Here is a 16744-nt window from a genome sequence, read left to right on the forward strand (position 1 = left end):
GTTCGAGACGTTCAACGTCCGTAACGGGCCGTTCGGGACGTGCTTGGCGGGTGGTCGTTCGTGAGGGCGCTGTCGCGAACGACGCGTTCGAGACGTTCAACGTCCGCAATGGAGCGTTCGGGACGTGCTTGGCGGGTGGTCGCCCGCGAAGGCGCCGTCGCGAACGACGCGTTCGAGACGTTCAACGTCCGCAACGGGCCGTTCGGGACGTGCTTGGCGGGTGGTCGTTCGTGAGGGCGCTGTCGCGAACGACGCGTTCGAGACGCTCAACGTCCCCAACGGGCCGTTCGGGACATTCCCGCTCCGTGACCGGCCTCCGCGCGGCTGCGGCGCTGAATGATTGCGTCAGACGAGGACGCGGTGATCGCCGGTGTACAGGTTCATGCTTTCCCCCCGCAGGAAGCCGATGAGCGTGATGCCGTTCTCCTCGGCCAGCTCCACCGCCAGCGAGGAGGGCGCCGACACCGCGGCCAGCAGGCCGACACCCGCCATCGCCGCCTTCTGCACGAGTTCGAAGGACGCCCTGCCGGACACCAGCAGCCCCAGGTCGCCCGCCGGGATCCGGTCTTCGAGCAGGGCCCAGCCGAGCACCTTGTCGACGGCGTTGTGCCGGCCGACGTCCTCGCGGACGGCCACCAGCGTGCCGTCGGGGGTGAACAGCCCGGCCGCGTGCAGCCCGCCGGTGCTGGAGAAGACCTTTTGCTTGGCGCGCAAGGAATCCGGGAGGGTGGCGAGCACGTCGCTCTTGACGGCGAGGGGAGCGGTGGCGGGGGAGAAGCGGCTCCGCAGCTTGACGGCGTCGAGTGCCGCCTTGCCGCAGACACCGCAGGAAGAGGTCGTGTAGAAGTTGCGTTCCACGCCGGTCTCGGGTGCCGGGACACCAGGAGCCAGCGTCAGGTCGAGCACGTTGTAGGTGTTGCGGCCCTGATCGTCGACGCCGTCGCAGTAGCGCGCGGTGGCGATGTCCTCACGGGAGCCGAGCACGCCCTCCGACAGCAGGAAGCCGTGGGCGAGTTCGACGTCGTTGCCGGGGGTCCGCATGGTCACGGCGAGTGCCTTGCCGCCGACACGCAGTTCCAGCGGTTCCTCCGCCGCCAGCGTGTCCGGCCGCTGCCGCAGCCCGGCTGCGGTCAGCCGCCGCACCGGCCTGCGTACCGTCACCCTGCCCATCCGGCCCACACCTTCCGCCCGACTCGCCGAACCGTTCGTCCCGCCAAGGGTGCAACACGCCGGTTCGAGTAATACATTCCCTGCACCACCCCAGAGTACGGAGGCATCCGATGGGCCTTGGCTTCTTGGGCCGCTCCCGCATCGTCGCACCGCCCGGCTGGACCCGCTGGCTGGTCCCGCCCGCGGCGCTGTCGGTCCACCTTTCGATCGGCCAGGCCTACGCGTGGAGCGTGTTCAAACCGCCGCTGGAGAAGACCCTCGGGCTCACCGGCACGCAGAGCGCCCTGCCGTTCCAGCTGGGCATCGTCATGCTCGGGCTGTCCGCCGCGTTCGGCGGCACGCTGGTCGAGCGCAACGGGCCGCGCTGGGCGATGTTCGTCTCCGCCTCCTGCTTCAGCTCGGGGTTCCTGCTCGCGGCGCTCGGCGTGGCCACGAAGCAGTACTGGCTGGTGGTGCTCGGCTACGGCGGGATCGGCGGCGTCGGGCTCGGCATCGGCTACATCTCCCCGGTCTCGACGCTGATCAAGTGGTTCCCGGACCGGCCGGGCATGGCCACCGGGATCGCGATCATGGGCTTCGGTGGCGGCGCGCTCATCGCCTCGCCGTGGTCGTCCTCGATGCTCGGCACGAATCCCGCGTCCTGGTCCGCCGGCGTGGTGGCGACGGCGTTCCTGGTGCACGGCCTGGTGTACGCGGTGTTCATGGCGTTCGGGGTGCTGCTGATCCGGGTGCCCGCCGACGACTGGCGGCCGAAGGGCTGGGAGCCGAAGACCGATCACGGCACCTCGATGATCACCACCGCGAACGTGTCCGCGGCCAACGCGATCAAGACCCCGCAGTTCTGGCTCCTGTGGGTGATCCTGTGCTTCAACGTCACCGCGGGTATTGGCATCCTCGAAAAGGCCGCGCCGATGATCACCGACTTCTTCAAGTCGACCTCGACGCCGGTCGGCGCGGCCGCGGCCGCCGGGTTCGTGGCGCTGCTCTCGCTGACGAACATGCTCGGCCGCTTCGTCTGGTCGTCCACTTCGGACCTGGTGGGGCGCAAGAACATCTACCGGCTCTACCTCGGCCTCGGCGCGCTGCTGTACCTCGTCATCGCGCTGACCACGAACACCTCCAAGCTGCTGTTCGTACTGTGCGCGATGGTGATCCTGTCCTTCTACGGCGGCGGTTTCGCGACCATTCCCGCGTACCTCAAGGACCTCTTCGGCACCTACCAGGTCGGCGCGATCCACGGCAGGCTGCTCACCGCGTGGTCGATGGCGGGCGTGCTGGGCCCGCTGATCGTCAACGCGATCGCGGACGGCGAGAAGTCGGCGGGGAAGTCCGGGCCCGCGTTGTACACGATGTCGTTCTTCATCATGATCGGCCTGCTCGTGGTGGGGTTCGTCGCCAACGAGCTGGTCCGGCCGGTCAATCCGAAGTTCCACGAGCCCGCTGCGGCGGACGCCATCCAGGCGAGGAGTGAGGCGGCATGAGCGAAGCTTGCGAGCGAATCATGGATATCATGCGCCAAAAGGAATTGGACACTGTCTCGCGGAGCGAGGCGATCGCATGAGTGAAGACACCCGACCGCGTGCCTGGCTCATCGTGCTCGCCTGGGCCTGGGTCGTGCTGCCCTTCGCCTACGGCGTCTACGAGCTGATCCGCAAGGTCGTCCAGCTCTTCGGCTGACCGCTTGACAAATGGTCAAGAACCCTTGACCATTCATCCTCGTGACTGGGGAGTCCGGGGAATCCGAGGCCGACGTCGTGCGCGTCGAGACCACCGAGCAACTTCGTGCCGTGAGCAATCTCGTGCGGCACCGGATTTTGGCCGTGCTGCGGGACGGCCCGGCGACGATCACGCAGATCGCCGAGCGGCTGGGGCTGGCCAAGGGCAGCTCCAGCCACCACGTGCGGACGCTGGAGCGGGCCGGCCTGATCAAGGTGGTCCGGACCAACAAGGTCCGCGGGGTCGTGGAGCGCTACTACGCGCACGCGGCCCGGCGGATCGTGCTGCCCGAACCGGCACCGGGCCAGTCCGACGTCGTGATGGGGCACGCTCTGGCGGATCTCGCCGAGGCGCCGGAGAACTCGCCCCGGTTGGTGCGCATGCAGCACACCCGCATCAGCGAGGCGAAGTTCGAGGAATTCAGCGAACGATTGCGTGCTCTGCTGGACGAGATCGGGGAAGCACGGGACAACGAGGAGGACGCCGCGAGCGTCGCCGTCATGTTCTTCCGGCCACGGGATTCTGGCCCGGTGGCTGGCGCATGAGTGTGAAGCTGCCGAGAGCGTTCAGCCGGTTGTGGGCGGCGTCCGCGGTGTCCACTGTGGGCGATGGTGTCCTCTTCGCGGCGGCGCCGCTGCTGGCGGTCGGGATCTCCGGCGATCCGATGGTGGTCAGCCTGGTGACCTTCGCGGTCATGCTGCCGTGGCCGCTGTGCGGGTTGTTCTGCGGGGCGCTGGTCGACCGCTGGGATCGCAGGCGCACGATGTGGATCGCCGACCTCGCGCGGGCCGCGCTGCTGGGAATCGCCGTCGTGGCAGGGGTTTCCGGGGTGCTCGGGATCCCCGTGCTGATGGTGCTCGCGTTCCTCCTCGGCCTCGGGCAGGTCTTCTTCGACACCGCGGCCCAGGCGTACCTGCCGACGCTGCTCGGCCGCGACCAGCCTTCGCTGCGACGCGCGAACGCCTGGCTGCGCGGGGCGCAGACGGCGGGCGAAGGCTTTGTCGGACCCCCCGCGGGCAGCGCGTTGTTCGCGCTGGGGCGGATGGTGCCGTTCGCCGTCGACGCGGTGTCGTTCGTGCTGAGCGCGGTGCTGATCCGGACGCTCCCAGCCGCCCCGGCGGACGACGAGACTCGGCGTCCACTATGGACAGCAGCGCGGGAAGGGGCGCGGTACCTCGTACGGGATCGGATCCTGCTCGGGCTCGCGCTGCGGCCCGCCGTCGGCAACTTCGCCTTCGCCGGCGCGGGTGCGGTGATGGTGCTGTACGCCAGGGACGCGCTGCAACTGGACGCCACCGGATACGGCGTGCTGCTGACGACGGAGGCGGTCGGCGGACTGCTCGGCGCGTTCCTCGCCGGTCCGCTGGAACGGCTGCTGGGGACCGGGGGAGCGCTGACCGCGACGGCGGCGATCGAGGCCTCGGCGGTGCTCGGGATGGGGCTGGCGCCCAATGCAGTGCTGGCCGGGGTCGCGTACGCGGTGTGCGGCTGCGGGATGGCGGCCACCATGGTGCTCGGTCCGTCGGTACGGCAGGCGATCGTCCCGGAACGGCTGATGGGACGGGTCGCGGCGGCGACGCGGCTGGTGGCCGTTTCGGCGGGGCCGGTCGGCGCGTTGTTCGGCGGCTGGCTGGCGAGCAACGCCGGGGTCCGGGCGCCCTACGTCGCGGGCGCGGCGGTGCTGGCGACGATGACCATCGTGACCGCGAGCATGACCAGCAACCGCAGGATCGAGGCCGCGCTCGCCGCGGCCCGCAGTGCCGAAGCGCCGGTGGGCTGAAGGGGACTTTCCTCGCATGAGATGCGAGGAAAGCGCCCTTCAGCGCGGCTAACGAGAGGAAAGTCCCCTTCAGCTCAGGCCGGTGAGCAGGCTGCGGCGCGCGGAATCGACGTGTTCCTCGGCGACGCGGGCGAGTTCGTCCGGGTCGCCGTCCCGCAGCAGCGCCACCAGTTCGCGATGTTCGGCGACGACGCGGCTCTGGTAGTGCGCGTGGCCGAGCGAGATCCGCTGGAGCTGGAACAGGAACACCTGCGAGCGCACGGCCTGCCACGCCTCGGTGAGCCTGCGGTTGCCCGCGGCCGCGTAGATCCGGTCGTGGAAGGCGATGTCGAGCGCGAGCAGGCGGGGACCGTCGGCGTCCGCGCCCGCCTCGCCTGCCATCGCGGCGACCAGCTCGTCCAGCTCGGCGAAATCCTCGGCGGTGGCCTTCGCACGCGCGGTGAGCGCGGCCAGGCGGTCCAGCGCGGCGCGGACCGAGTACACCTCCTCGACGTCGGCCGCGGTCACCTCCGTCACCGTCGTCGGGCGATGCCAGCCGCCGCGGACCAGCCCTTCGCGTTCCAGCACCGCCAATCCCTCGCGCACCGAGCCGCGGCTGATGCCCAGCGACGCGGCCAGTTCGACCTCGCGCAGCGGGGCGCCAGGCGGGAAATGGCCGCCGAAGATCGCTTCCCGGACACGGTCGGCCGCCTCGTCGGCGAGGCCTCGACGGGCTGCGGGCCGCAGCGGTGTGGCGTTCATGTCCTAATGTTGACATTCGAACATGGACGAGTCAAGGTGGGGACATCCCGACTCGAAGGAGTGCCATGAGCAGCCGTCCTGCCTTCCATCTCGCCATCCCCGTCGACGACCTCGGCCGCGCCCGTGAGTTCTACGGGGGCGTGCTCGGCCTGGCCGAGGGCCGGTCCGCCGACCAGTGGGTGGACTGGGATTTCCACGGCCACCAGGTGGTCACACACGTCGTGCCGGGAGCGCGGGCCGAGGCCGGGCGCAATCCCGTCGACGGTCACGACGTGCCGGTGCCGCACTTCGGCCTCGTGCTGGACGTCGACGCGTTCCACGTGCTGGCCGGGCGGCTGAAGGACGCGGACACCCGGTTCGTCATCGAGCCGTACCGGCGGTTCGCCGGGGAGCCGGGCGAGCAGTGGACGATGTTCCTGCACGATCCGGCCGGGAACGCCTTGGAGTTCAAGGCTTTCCGCGACGAGTCGCAGTTGTTCGCCCGATGACCGGCGTTCTCGTCACCGGCGCGTCACGCGGTATCGGACGCGCCGTCGCGCGGGCGTTCGCCGAGCAGGGCCACCGGGTCGCGGTCCACTATGCGTCGCGCGTCGAGGATGCGGAGGAAACCCGTGCTTCGCTGCCCGGCGAGGGCCACATCCTCGTCTCGGGCGACCTCGGTGATCCCGTTGCGGCGCAACGCATCGCCGACACCGCGGAGGCAGCTCTCGACGGCGTCGACGTGCTCGTCAACAATGCCGCCGTCGCGACCTCCGAGGCCACGGCGCACGCCGTGCCCGAGGTGTCCTATATGGACTGGCAGCGGATCTGGCGCCGCATGGTCGATGTCAACCTCCTCGGCGCCGCGAACGTCACCTACTGCGTGGCCCGGCACATGATCGACCGCGGCGAGCCCGGCCGGATCGTCAACATCGGTTCGCGGGGCGCGTTCCGCGGCGAGCCCAGCCACCCCGCGTACGGTGCGAGCAAGGCGGCACTGCACGCGTTCGGTCAGTCGCTCGCTGTATCCCTTGCCCCGCACGGGATCGCGGTCACCTCGGTGGCGCCCGGTTTCACCGCGACCGAGCGCGTCGCTGATCGGCTGACCGGGGAGTCCGGAGATGTCCTCCGTGGACAGAGCCCGTTCGGGCGCGTCGGGACAGCCGACGAGGTCGCCGCGGCCGTCGTCTATCTCGCCTCACCTGCCGCGACCTGGGCTTCCGGGGCGATCCTCGACCTGAACGGCGCGTCCCACCTGCGAACCTGAGCTGTGATCCGGGCCACTTTTGCAGCTGAAAGGCGAGGCCGCGCGTCTGTAGATGCGTGCACAGTGCAGCAAAGGCCGTGGTCGCGGGTCTCGCGTTGGTCGTCTTCGCCGGGTCGGCCTACGGCTACTCGACGCTCAAATCGCTCGACGGGGTCACGAGAAGCGACGTCATCGGCGAGGAGGGCGAGGCCAAGCCCGGGGAACAACCCGCCGACGGCTCGCTGGACATCCTGCTCGTCGGCCGGGACTCGCGGACCGACGGGCAGGGCAACCCGCTGTCCGCGGACATGCTGCGCGAGCTGCGAGCGGGCGCCAACGGCGACGACCTGACCGACACGCTCATCGTGCTGCGCATCCCGAACGGCACACACGACGTCCACGCGTTCTCGATCCCGCGTGACAGTTACGTCTCGATGCCGGGCGGCAAGGACAAGATCAACTCCGCCTTCGGGACCGCGAAACTCGCCGAGGCCGAGCGGCAGCAGCGGGCCGGGGAAACCGACAAGGCGAAGGCCACCCAGGCCGCGCTGACCGCGGGCCGCCGGGCGACGCGGCAGGTGGTCGAGGACCTCACCGGCGTCAAGATCGACCATTTCGCCGAGGTCAACCTGCTGAGCTTCTACGAGATCAGCAAGGCGGTCGGCGGCGTCGACGTCTGCCTGAACAATGCCACGAAGGACGAGAACTCCGGCGCGAACTTCCGCAAGGGCGAGCAGACGATCTCCGGCGCCGACGCGCTCGCCTTCGTGCGGCAGCGGGAAAACCTGCCGCGCAGCGACCTGGACCGCGTGCGCCGCCAGCAGGTCTTCCTCGCCTCGCTCGCCAAGAAAGTGCTTTCCGGTGGCACACTGGCGAATCCCGCCAAGCTGTCCGACCTCATCGACGCGGTGAAGCGGTCGGTGGTGCTCGACGAGGGATGGAACCTGCTCGACTTCGTGGCCCAGATGCGCGGGGTGACCGGCGGTGGTATCCAGTTCGGCACGGTTCCGGTGGTGAACCCGGACTACCGCTACAACCCGCAGCATCCTGCGTGGACCGCGGTGCAGGTGGATCCCGCACAGGTCAAGGCTTTCGCGGCCGGGCTCATCGGCAAGCAGGGCACGGCCACCCCCACGCCTCCGGGACCGACCGTCGACGTCGCCAACGCCGGAGGTAAGGCCGGACTCGCCGGACGTGTCGCGGATGTGTTGCGGGACAAGGGTTTCACGCCAGGTGAGACGAGCAACGCGCCGGCGCGGCGGACGTCGGTCGTGCGTTTCCCCGCGGATCTCGCCGAACGCGGCGCGGAAATCGCGAAGCAACTCGGCGGGTTGGCGACGGAACTGTCCACTTCGGTCACGGCCGGGCATATCGAGGTCGTGCTCGGGCAGGTCTACTCCGGGCCGGGGGTGAACGGCGGCGGTGGAGCGCCGGGCGCGCCCGACACCGACGCGCCGATCACCTCCGGTGGCGTGGTCTGCGTGGACTGACTCACTTCTCCGGTGGCACAACACCGTTCTTGGCGACCGGCAAGGCCAGCTGCCCTCGTCCGGCGACCTTCGCGGTCTCGACCGGGAGCTTGGCCAGCACCGGGTTCAGGTGCGTCAGCTTCAGCGTCAGCACGGCGGGGCCGGGGTTCGGGCCGCCGACGACGTCGAACTTCTCCAGATCCACCCAGCGCACGGTGTTCAGGACGTCGCCGGGAATCTCGTCGCCGCTCTTGAACACCGGGACGCAGAGGCTACGGGCTTCGGTCACCCGGACGTCGAATTTCGGCAGGCCCGCCAGCAGCGGGTTGAGATGGCTCAGTGTCAACGGAATCCCCAGCGCGTCCTGCGGTTTCAGCGAGTAGCAGGCCAGGTCGATGTGCTGAACGAAACGCAGGACGTCCGGCGGCGGGATCTTGCCGTTCTTCGCGACCGGAACACACAGCTGCTCCGGCGTGCCGAGGACGCCCTCGGTGTCCCGCGCGCCGAGTTCCCGGACCACCGGGTTGAGATGGCTCAACCGCAACGGGAATTCGACGGTCCGGCCCTGGACCCGATAGCACGAGAGGTCCACCCACTGGACGAACTCGACGATGCCCTTGGGCGGGATCTTGCCGTTCTTCGCGACGGGAACGCAGAGCTGGTCACGGGTGCCGAGCCGGAACGTGTCGCCGCCCAGCTTCTCCAGCACCGGGTTGAGGTGCTTGACCGATACCGACGTCGGCGGTGGGGTGTAGGGATCCGTGGCCTGGCAGAAGAGATCGAGCTGGGAGACGAACGGGAGCGGAGGCGGGGCCGGGACGGCGGCGGCTGCCGGCCCGAGCCCCGGTAGGACGGCGAACAGCAGTGCGGCGGCGGTGGCGGCGAACGCGCGCAGGGTCGATCTTCGTGACATGGCAAGGCCTTCCGGTTTGTCCGGTAAAAGCGGGATGCCTTCACCGTCACCCCGGCGAGGCCCTGCCACCACCGCCAAGCGGAGGTATGCCCCGGAGTCCGCCCTATCGACGGCCCCAAAGGGTCAGGAGACCGCGGCCTCCAGCCGGATCACGATCGCCTTCGACACCGGCGTGTTCGACTTCTCGGCCACGGAGTCCAGCGGTACCAAGGCGTTCGCCTCGGGGAAGTACGCCGCCGCGCAGCCGCGCGCGGTCGGGTACGCCACCACGCGGAAGCGCGGCGCGCGGCGGTCGCCGTCACTCCACTCCGACACCAGATCGACCATCGACCCGTCGGCGACGCCGAGCGCGGCGAGGTCGTCCGGGTTGACCAGGACCACGCGGCGCGCGTTCTCGACGCCGCGATAGCGGTCGGACAGGCCGTAGATCGTGGTGTTGTACTGGTCGTGGCTGCGCATGGTCTGCAACAGCAACCGTCCGGCGGGCGCCTGCGGGAATTCCAGCTCCGACACGGTGAAATTGCCCTTGCCGGTGGACGTCCCGGTGAACTGGCGCGAGTCGCGCGGCGGGTGCGGCAGGACGAAGCCGTCCGGCTCGCGGACGCGCTTGTTGTAGTCCGCGCAGCCGGGGACGACGCGGCTGATCCGGTCGCGGATCAGGTCGTAGTCGCCGATGAAGTCCCGCCACGGCACGGCGTGGTCCGGACCCAGCAGCTTTTCCGCGACACCGCAGATGATCGCGACCTCCGAGCGCAGCTCCTTGTCCGCCGGGGCCAGCCTGCCGCGCGACATGTGCACCTGCGACATCGAGTCCTCGACCGTGACGAACTGCTCGCCGGCGGCCTGCACGTCCCGTTCGGTGCGCCCGAGCGTCGGCAGGATCAACGCGGTCTTGCCGGGCACCACGTGCGAGCGGTTGAGCTTCGTCGAGACCTGGACGGTCAGCGCGCAGGACCGCAGTGCCTGCTCGGTCCGCTCCGAATCCGGGGTGGCGGCGGCGAAATTGCCGCCCATCGCGAAGAACACCTTGCCGCGGCCGTCGCGCATCGCGCGGATCGAATCGACGACGTCCCAGCCGTGCGCGCGCGGGACCTGGATCCCGAACTCGGCGGCCAGCGCGTCCATGAACGCCTCCGGCATCTTCTCCCAGACGCCCATCGTGCGGTCGCCCTGGACGTTCGAATGCCCGCGGACCGGGCACAGCCCGGCGCCGGGCTTGCCGATCATCCCGCGCAGCAGCGCCAGGTTCGTGACCTCGGAGATCGTCGGCACGGCGTGCTTGTGCTGGGTGAGTCCCATCGCCCAGCAGTAGATCGTGCGCTCGGATGTCGCGATCATCCGCGCGATCCGTTCGATCTGCCCGCGCTCCAGCCCGGTCGCGGTTTCGACGTCGGACCAGTTGATCTCGCGCAGGTGCTTCGCGTAGTCCTCGAACCCGGTGGTCGTGTCCGAGACGAAGGCCTGGTCGACGATCGAGCCCGGCGCTTCGTCCTCCCAGGACAGCAGGAGATGCCCGATCGCCTGGAACAGCGCGAGGTCCCCGCCGAGGCGGATCTGCGCGAACTCGTCGGCCAGCGCGGTGCCCTTGCCGATCATGCCCCGGACGTTCTGCGGGTTCTTGAACCGCATCAGTCCGGCCTCGGGCAGCGGGTTGACGGCGATGACCTTGGCGCCGTGCCCCTTCGCCGTTTCCAGTGCCGAGAGCATCCGCGGATGGTTCGTGCCCGGGTTCTGGCCGACGACCACGATCAGGTCCGCGTGGTGCACGTCGGCCAGCGTCACCGATCCCTTGCCGATGCCGATGGCCGCCGACAGTGCCGCGCCGGAGGACTCGTGGCACATGTTCGAGCAGTCCGGCAGGTTGTTCGTTCCGTAGGACCGCACCAGCAGCTGGTAGAGGAACGCGGCCTCGTTGCTGGTGCGGCCGGAGGTGTAGAAGACCGCCTCGTTCGGGTCGTCCAGCTCGCGCAGCTTGTCCGCGACGAGCGTGAACGCGTCGTCCCACGAGATCGGCTCGTAGTGCGTCGCGCCCTCGCGCAGCACGAACGGCTCGGTGAGCCTGCCCTGCTGGCCGAGCCAGAAGTCGGTCCTGGTGTTCAGTTCTTCGACTGAGTGCGTCGCGAAGAACTCCCGCCCGACGCGCCGCTTCGTGGCCTCCTCCGCGACGGCCTTCGCGCCGTTCTCGCAGAACTCGGCCAGCTTGCGGTGTTCGCCGTCGGCCTCGCGCGGCTCGGGCCACGCGCAGCCGGGGCAGTCGAAGCCCTCGCGCTGGTTCAGCAGGCGCAGGGTGCGGACCGTCCGCCCGGCACCCATCTGCTCGACACCGCGGACGAGCGAAACGGCTACGCCGGGTATCCCCGCCGCGTACCCCTTGGGCTTGCCGGTTTCGAGCCGGGCTTCGTCGATGTCGTCGGTCGGTGCATCACGCGTCACCCGCTCATCGTGCGCCTTCTCCGCGCGGGCGTAAACCGGGGGTCCTATTCCCCGTGGCCGGCGGTTCGGCCACGCTCGCGCAGGCCCCGGTCGAAGACGGTCACCGCGAGCAGGATCACGCTGACGACGACGAGCGCGATCGCCAGCCGGTGCAGGCCCTCGTCACCGGCGTGGTCGCCGAAGCACTGGGCGATGAGCGTCGAGGCCACGATCGCGCCGAGGTACTGCGCCGAGCGGAACAGCCCGCTCGCGGTGCCCATCTGCTCGGCGGGTGCTTCGCGGTAGAGCCGGTTCTGGTTGGCCACGCTGGTCAGCCCCTGGGCGAGGCCGAACATCGCGGTCAGCGCCAGCAGCGCCCCGAACCAGGTGTGCTCGCCCACGAACAGCAGCAGCACCGATCCGCCGGTCAGCGCGACGGCGGTGGTGACGAGCCGGGCCCGGACGCCGGTGGCGCGTCCGGAGAACGCGGCCGCGCCGACCGCGACCGCCGACATCGGCAGCAGCATCGCCCCGGCGGCCTCCTCGCTCAGGTGCCGCGCGGTCTCCAGCCACTGCGCGTAGCCGAACATGATCGCGTAGATGGCCAGGAAGCTCAGGCCCTGCCGCAGGTAGGTGCGCAGGATGGCCCGGTTCGCGGCGAGCATCCGCAGGTCCAGAAACGGCCGCCGGACACGGAGTTCGACGAGGACCAGCACCGCACCGATGACCACCGCGGCGGCTAACAGGTAGAGATCGGCGACGCCCGGGTCCATCAGGTAGAGCAGCAGTGCGAGCAGTGTCGCGGCGAAGAGCACGATTCCGATGACGTCGATCGGCGCTCGCTCGCCCTTGTCGCGAAGGTCGTCCTTCGGCACCCAGAACAGCGCGAGCAGCAGCGAGGCACCGGCGAGCGGGATGTTGACCGCGAAGATCGCGGGCCAGCCGAACAACGCGATGAGCACACCACCCAGCGTCGGGCCGATCACCATGATCGTCTGCGAGGACATGGCCAGCACCGACAGCACCCGTGCCGGGACACCCTGTCCGGACGCTTCGGCGCGTTCCCGCAGGATCGCCATCGCGGCCGGGAAACCGGCACAGGTGCCGACGCCGAGCAGCGCGCGCACACCGGTCAACCAGCCGACCGAGATCGGCAGCATCCCGGCGACGCCGGCGGCGATGACCACGGCCGCGCCGCCGATGAGCACCCGGCGGGCGCCGTAGCGGTCCACGAGGAGGCCGACCACCGGCTGTCCGACGGCGGTCGCGAGGTAGAGCGCGGAAATGAGCCAGGCCGTCTGGCCGGGCCCGGCGCCGAAGGCCTGTCCGATCGGGACGAGCGCGACGGCGATGAGGGTCGAGTTGATCGGGTTGAGCACCGCTCCGGCCACCAGCGGGGTGACCAGTTTCGGGCCGAAGCGGGCGGTCTTCGTTGCTGCGCTCTGGGTGGTCGTGGCGTGCTCCTTCACAGTTGCGCGATGCGCTGCAGCAGGGGCAGCGCGCGGGTCACGGTTTCCAGTTCCTCCGCGGTCAGCTCGTTCGCGAGTGCCTGCGCCAGCCACTCGTCCCGGTGCTGGAGGACGCCGATGACGGTCTTGCTGCCCAGCTCGGAAAGCCCGATGACGGTGCGCCTGCCATCGGCGGGATCCGGGGTGCGGGTGAGGTACCCGAGCTCGTCGAGGACGGCGAGGGTGGCGCTCATCGACTGTTGGCGGACGTGCTCGGCGGCGGCGAGCTCGGCCTGCGTGGCGGGCCCTTCGCGGTGGAGCCTGCTGGTCACCGCCGACTGCGAGGGCGTCAGCACGTCGGCGTTGTCGACCTGGCGAAGCCTGCGGCGCAACTGGCCGACGACGCCGCGGAGCCAGCCCGCGGTCTCGGCTACGTGGGCGGGAACAGGAGCCATACTGCACAGTCTAGGCTGTGCAGTTCCAGCTGTGCATCTTCCCGTGGTGTGCGCCACTCTGGCGGCTTGGGCTGAGGGATGTGCCGAGGGACGCCCCCGGTGCGTCTGACGCACCCAGGGACGCCCTTGTCACACCGAGGCCGGGCGCGTGCGATGAGCGCGACCCGGACCGCTGAAGGAATGAACGGAAGATTCAGGACACGCCGAGGCCCCCTACCCGGCTCGGTAGCCGGAGGGGGTGACGAAACCGGGGGCGGGGGAAGGTGTCAGCGCGGGGTGAGCGCGTCCGGCCGGTGCTCGACCGCCGGAGCCGCGCCGTTCATGATGTAGTTCAGGCGCGCGGGATCGTTGACGCCGGGGCCGTTCACCTGGCGCAGGATCACCGTCGTCGCCACCAGCGCGATCAGCAGCGTGATCGCCACGATCCCCGGCCACCGGCTGGTGCTGCCGTAGCCGCCGAAGCCCTGCGCGCGGCGTTCCCGCTTGCGGCGCTTCTTGAGCTCCTTCTTCGCACCCAGCCACGCGTCCAGTTCGGCGTGCTTGCGCCATTCCGGGTCGATCAGGTCCGGATGCGTCTCGATGCGCCGGTCTTCCGGGTCCTCCACCGCTTCCCCCTTCATCTCGCACGCGCCATCCGCCGGCGCCTACCTCATGATCGTCACGGCCGGTGAGCAAGGCGAGTGAAACCCGCCGCGGCGGGTTCGTAGACTGGTCCATTGTGACCGAGAACGCTCCGCAGCAGCAGACCGACCTCCCGGGTGCCTGGAACCCGGCCGCCGAAGAAGCCCCCCTGTACGAGGGCTGGGTAGCCGCCGGGTATTTCACCGCCGACGCCGGGTCGGACAAGCCGCCGTTCTCGATCGTACTTCCGCCGCCGAACGTCACCGGCAGCCTGCACATGGGCCACGCCCTCAACCACACCCTGATGGACGCGATGAGCCGTCGCCGCCGCATGCAGGGCTACGAGGTGCTGTGGCTGCCCGGTATGGACCACGCCGGCATCGCCACGCAGAACGTCGTCGAGCGCCAGCTGGCCGGGGAGGGCCTTTCGCGGCACGACCTCGGCCGCGAGAAGTTCGTCGAGCGCGTGTGGGAGTGGAAGGCCGAGTACGGCGGCAAGATCCTCGACCAGATGCGCCGCCTCGGCGACGGCGTCGACTGGAGCCGCGAGCGGTTCACCATGGACGAGAACCTGTCCAAGGCCGTCCAGACGGTGTTCAAGAACTTCTTCGAGGCCGGGCTGATCTACCGCGCCGAGCGGATCATCAACTGGTGCCCGCGCTGCCAGACGGCGTTGTCGGACATCGAGGTCGACCACAGCGACGACGACGGCGAGCTCGTCTCGATCCGCTACGGCGACGGTGCCGACGCCATCGTCGTGGCCACCACCCGCGCCGAGACGATGCTCGGCGACACCGCGGTCGCCGTCCACCCGGACGACGAGCGCTACGCCCACCTGGTCGGCACCGAGGTCGAGCTGCCGCTCACCGGCCGCCGCATCCCGATCGTGGCCGACAAGCACGTCGACCCGGAGTTCGGCACCGGCGCGGTCAAGGTGACCCCGGCCCACGACCCCAACGACTTCGAGATCGGCCGGCGCCACGACCTGCCGATGCTCACGATCATGAACGAGCGCGCGGAGATCACCGTCGCCGGGCCGTTCGAGGGCCTGGACCGGTTCGAGGCACGGCCCGCGGTCGTCGCCGCGCTGCGCGAGCTGGGCCGGATCGTCGCCGAGAAGCGCCCGTATGTGCACGCCGTCGGGCACTGCTCGCGGTGCGACACCGTGGTCGAGCCGCGGCTTTCGCTGCAGTGGTGGGTCAAGGTCGAGGAGCTGGCGCGCAAGGCGGGCGACGCCGTCCGCGACGGCCGCACCGAGATCCACCCGCCGGAGCTGGCGAAGCGCTACTTCGACTGGGTCGACAACATGCACGACTGGACGATCTCGCGTCAGCTGTGGTGGGGCCACCGGATCCCGGTCTGGTACGGCCCCGACGGCGAGGTCGTCTGCGTCGGGCCCGACGAGCAGCCGCCGAGCGGTGAGGGCTGGACGCAGGACCCGGACGTCCTCGACACCTGGTTCTCCTCCGGCCTGTGGCCGATGTCGACCATGGGCTGGCCGGAGCGGACCGCGGACCTGGCGAAGTTCTATCCGACCAGCGTGCTGTCCACCGGCTACGACATCCTGTTCTTCTGGGTCGTGCGGATGATGATGTTCGGCGTCCAGGAGATGGACGGCGCCCAGCCGTTCGACCACGTCTACCTGCACGGCCTGATCCGCGACGCGCAGGGCAAGAAGATGTCGAAGTCGCGCGGCAACGTCATCGACCCGCTGGAGTGGATGGACGCCTACGGCGCCGACGCCACCCGCTTCACCCTCGCCCGCGGCGCCAACCCCGGCGCGGACATGGCCCTGGCCGACGAATGGGCGGCGGGTTCCCGCAACTTCTGCACGAAACTGTGGAACGCCAGCAAGTTCGCGATGATGAACGGCGCCACCGCGGCGGGTTCGCTCCCGCCGGCGTCGGAGCTGACCGAGTCCGACCGCTGGATCCTCGGCAGGCTCGAAGCGCTGGTGTCCGAAGTGGACGGTCTGTTCGAGGACTTCCAGTTCGCCAAGGTCGCGGGCGCGCTCTACCAGTTCACCTGGAACGAGCTGTGCGACTGGTACCTGGAACTGGCGAAGGTCCAGCTGTACCAAGGCGATTCCGCACGGGTCGAGGCGACCCGCGCGGTGCTCGGGCACGTGCTGGACACCGTGCTGCGGTTGCTGCACCCGTTCATCCCGTTCATCACCGAGAAGCTGTGGAAGGCGCTGACCGGCGGCGAATCGCTGGTGATCGCATCCTGGCCGTCGCCGGCTTCCGGGTACGCCGACGCCCAGGCCGACACGCGGATCGCCGACGTCCAGAAGCTCGTCACCGAGATCCGCCGGTTCCGCGCCGACCAGGGGCTCAAGCCGGGCCAGAAGGTGTCCTCGCGGCTCTCGGGCGATGGGTTCGGCGACGTCGCCGGGCACGAGGACGCGATCCGTTCGCTGGTCCGGCTCACCGCGCCGGAGGACGGGTTCGCCGCGAGCGCGTCGCTGGAGGTCGCGATCACCGGCGGGACCGTCACGGTCGAACTGGACCTCTCCGGCACGGTCGACGTCGCGGCCGAACGCAAGCGGCTCCAGAAGGACCTCGGTGCCGCGGAGAAGGAACTCGCGCAGACCGAGGGCAAGCTCGCCAACGAGGCCTTCATCGCGAAGGCGCCCGAGCACGTGATCGAGAAGATCAAGGCGCGCAAGGAAACCGCGGTCGCCGACATCGACCGCATCACCGCCCGCCTCGCCGCCCTGCCCGCGAGCTGAAGGGGACGTTCCTCTCGTAAGACGCGCTGAAGGGGACTTTCCTCGCATGGCATGCGAGGAAAG

General features: G+C 69.8%; 15 protein-coding genes. 8 read left to right on the forward strand and 7 right to left on the reverse strand.

The window, feature by feature from the left end; genetic code table 11:
• Window positions 1-108 precede the first annotated feature (108 nt).
• Complete coding sequence (locus tag ACFWX1_RS42125) at window positions 109-234, forward strand: hypothetical protein (protein ID WP_378395498.1); 126 nt, start codon at window positions 109-111, stop codon at window positions 232-234.
• A gap of 111 nt (window positions 235-345) precedes the next feature.
• Here ACFWX1_RS42125 and fdhD read toward each other — a convergent pair whose 3' ends face one another.
• Window positions 346-1170 carry a formate dehydrogenase accessory sulfurtransferase FdhD gene (fdhD, locus tag ACFWX1_RS42130; RefSeq protein ID WP_378395499.1) on the reverse strand — a complete coding sequence of 275 codons (825 nt, stop codon included), beginning with the start codon at window positions 1168-1170 and terminating at the stop codon, window positions 346-348.
• Between the two features lie 110 nt (window positions 1171-1280).
• Here fdhD and ACFWX1_RS42135 point away from each other — a divergent pair, with 110 nt between their 5' ends.
• From ACFWX1_RS42135 to ACFWX1_RS42145, 3 genes are all read left to right on the forward strand, one after another.
• Window positions 1281-2651 carry an OFA family MFS transporter gene (locus ACFWX1_RS42135; protein ID WP_378395500.1) on the forward strand — a complete coding sequence of 457 codons (1371 nt, stop codon included), beginning with the start codon at window positions 1281-1283 and terminating at the stop codon, window positions 2649-2651.
• A gap of 237 nt (window positions 2652-2888) precedes the next feature.
• Window positions 2889-3431 (forward strand): ArsR/SmtB family transcription factor, encoded by a 543-nt coding sequence (locus ACFWX1_RS42140; RefSeq protein WP_378395501.1) that lies wholly within the window; start codon window positions 2889-2891, stop codon window positions 3429-3431.
• Window positions 3428-4666, forward strand: a complete 1239-nt coding sequence (locus ACFWX1_RS42145; protein WP_378395502.1) for an MFS transporter — start codon at window positions 3428-3430, stop codon at window positions 4664-4666. The genes ACFWX1_RS42140 and ACFWX1_RS42145 overlap by 4 nt, the downstream gene beginning before the upstream one ends.
• Before the next feature lie 69 nt (window positions 4667-4735).
• On the opposite strand, the gene ACFWX1_RS42150 is transcribed toward ACFWX1_RS42145, so the two are convergent.
• Entirely contained in the window at window positions 4736-5407 is a 672-nt protein-coding gene (locus tag ACFWX1_RS42150; protein WP_378395503.1) for a GntR family transcriptional regulator, read from the reverse strand.
• Window positions 5408-5472: 65 nt separating this feature from the next.
• On the opposite strand from ACFWX1_RS42150, the gene ACFWX1_RS42155 reads away from it, so the two are divergent.
• The 3 genes from ACFWX1_RS42155 to ACFWX1_RS42165 are packed head-to-tail and all read left to right on the forward strand — an operon-like array spanning window position 5473 to window position 8122.
• Complete coding sequence (locus ACFWX1_RS42155) at window positions 5473-5895, forward strand: VOC family protein (protein ID WP_378395504.1); 423 nt, start codon at window positions 5473-5475, stop codon at window positions 5893-5895.
• Complete coding sequence (locus tag ACFWX1_RS42160; RefSeq protein WP_378395505.1) at window positions 5892-6653, forward strand: SDR family NAD(P)-dependent oxidoreductase; 762 nt, start codon at window positions 5892-5894, stop codon at window positions 6651-6653. The genes ACFWX1_RS42155 and ACFWX1_RS42160 overlap by 4 nt, the downstream gene beginning before the upstream one ends.
• A gap of 56 nt (window positions 6654-6709) precedes the next feature.
• Window positions 6710-8122 carry an LCP family protein gene (locus ACFWX1_RS42165; RefSeq protein WP_378395506.1) on the forward strand — a complete coding sequence of 471 codons (1413 nt, stop codon included), beginning with the start codon at window positions 6710-6712 and terminating at the stop codon, window positions 8120-8122.
• Window position 8123: 1 nt separating this feature from the next.
• On the opposite strand, the gene ACFWX1_RS42170 is transcribed toward ACFWX1_RS42165, so the two are convergent.
• The 5 genes from ACFWX1_RS42170 to ACFWX1_RS42190 all read right to left on the reverse strand — a co-directional run bounded on the left by ACFWX1_RS42170 (window position 8124) and on the right by ACFWX1_RS42190 (window position 13934).
• Window positions 8124-9014, reverse strand: a complete 891-nt coding sequence (locus ACFWX1_RS42170) for a hypothetical protein (RefSeq protein ID WP_378395507.1) — start codon at window positions 9012-9014, stop codon at window positions 8124-8126.
• A gap of 123 nt (window positions 9015-9137) precedes the next feature.
• On the reverse strand, window positions 9138-11447 hold the full coding sequence (locus tag ACFWX1_RS42175) for an FdhF/YdeP family oxidoreductase (protein ID WP_378395508.1): 2310 nt from the start codon (window positions 11445-11447) through the stop codon (window positions 9138-9140).
• Window positions 11448-11491: 44 nt separating this feature from the next.
• On the reverse strand, window positions 11492-12817 hold the full coding sequence (locus ACFWX1_RS42180; protein ID WP_378395520.1) for an MFS transporter: 1326 nt from the start codon (window positions 12815-12817) through the stop codon (window positions 11492-11494).
• Between the two features lie 74 nt (window positions 12818-12891).
• Window positions 12892-13329 (reverse strand): MarR family winged helix-turn-helix transcriptional regulator, encoded by a 438-nt coding sequence (locus tag ACFWX1_RS42185; protein WP_378395509.1) that lies wholly within the window; start codon window positions 13327-13329, stop codon window positions 12892-12894.
• Between the two features lie 266 nt (window positions 13330-13595).
• Window positions 13596-13934 (reverse strand): hypothetical protein, encoded by a 339-nt coding sequence (locus ACFWX1_RS42190; RefSeq protein ID WP_378395510.1) that lies wholly within the window; start codon window positions 13932-13934, stop codon window positions 13596-13598.
• Between the two features lie 113 nt (window positions 13935-14047).
• Between ACFWX1_RS42190 and ACFWX1_RS42195 the strand changes: the two genes are divergently transcribed.
• Window positions 14048-16681: a valine--tRNA ligase gene (locus tag ACFWX1_RS42195; RefSeq protein ID WP_378395521.1), complete on the forward strand. Its 2634-nt coding sequence runs from the start codon at window positions 14048-14050 to the stop codon at window positions 16679-16681.
• Window positions 16682-16744: the final 63 nt, after the last annotated feature.

The sequence above is a fragment of the Amycolatopsis sp. NPDC059021 genome (genome assembly GCF_042739895.1).
In the GTDB taxonomy this organism is placed as follows: Bacteria; Actinomycetota; Actinomycetes; order Mycobacteriales; family Pseudonocardiaceae; genus Amycolatopsis.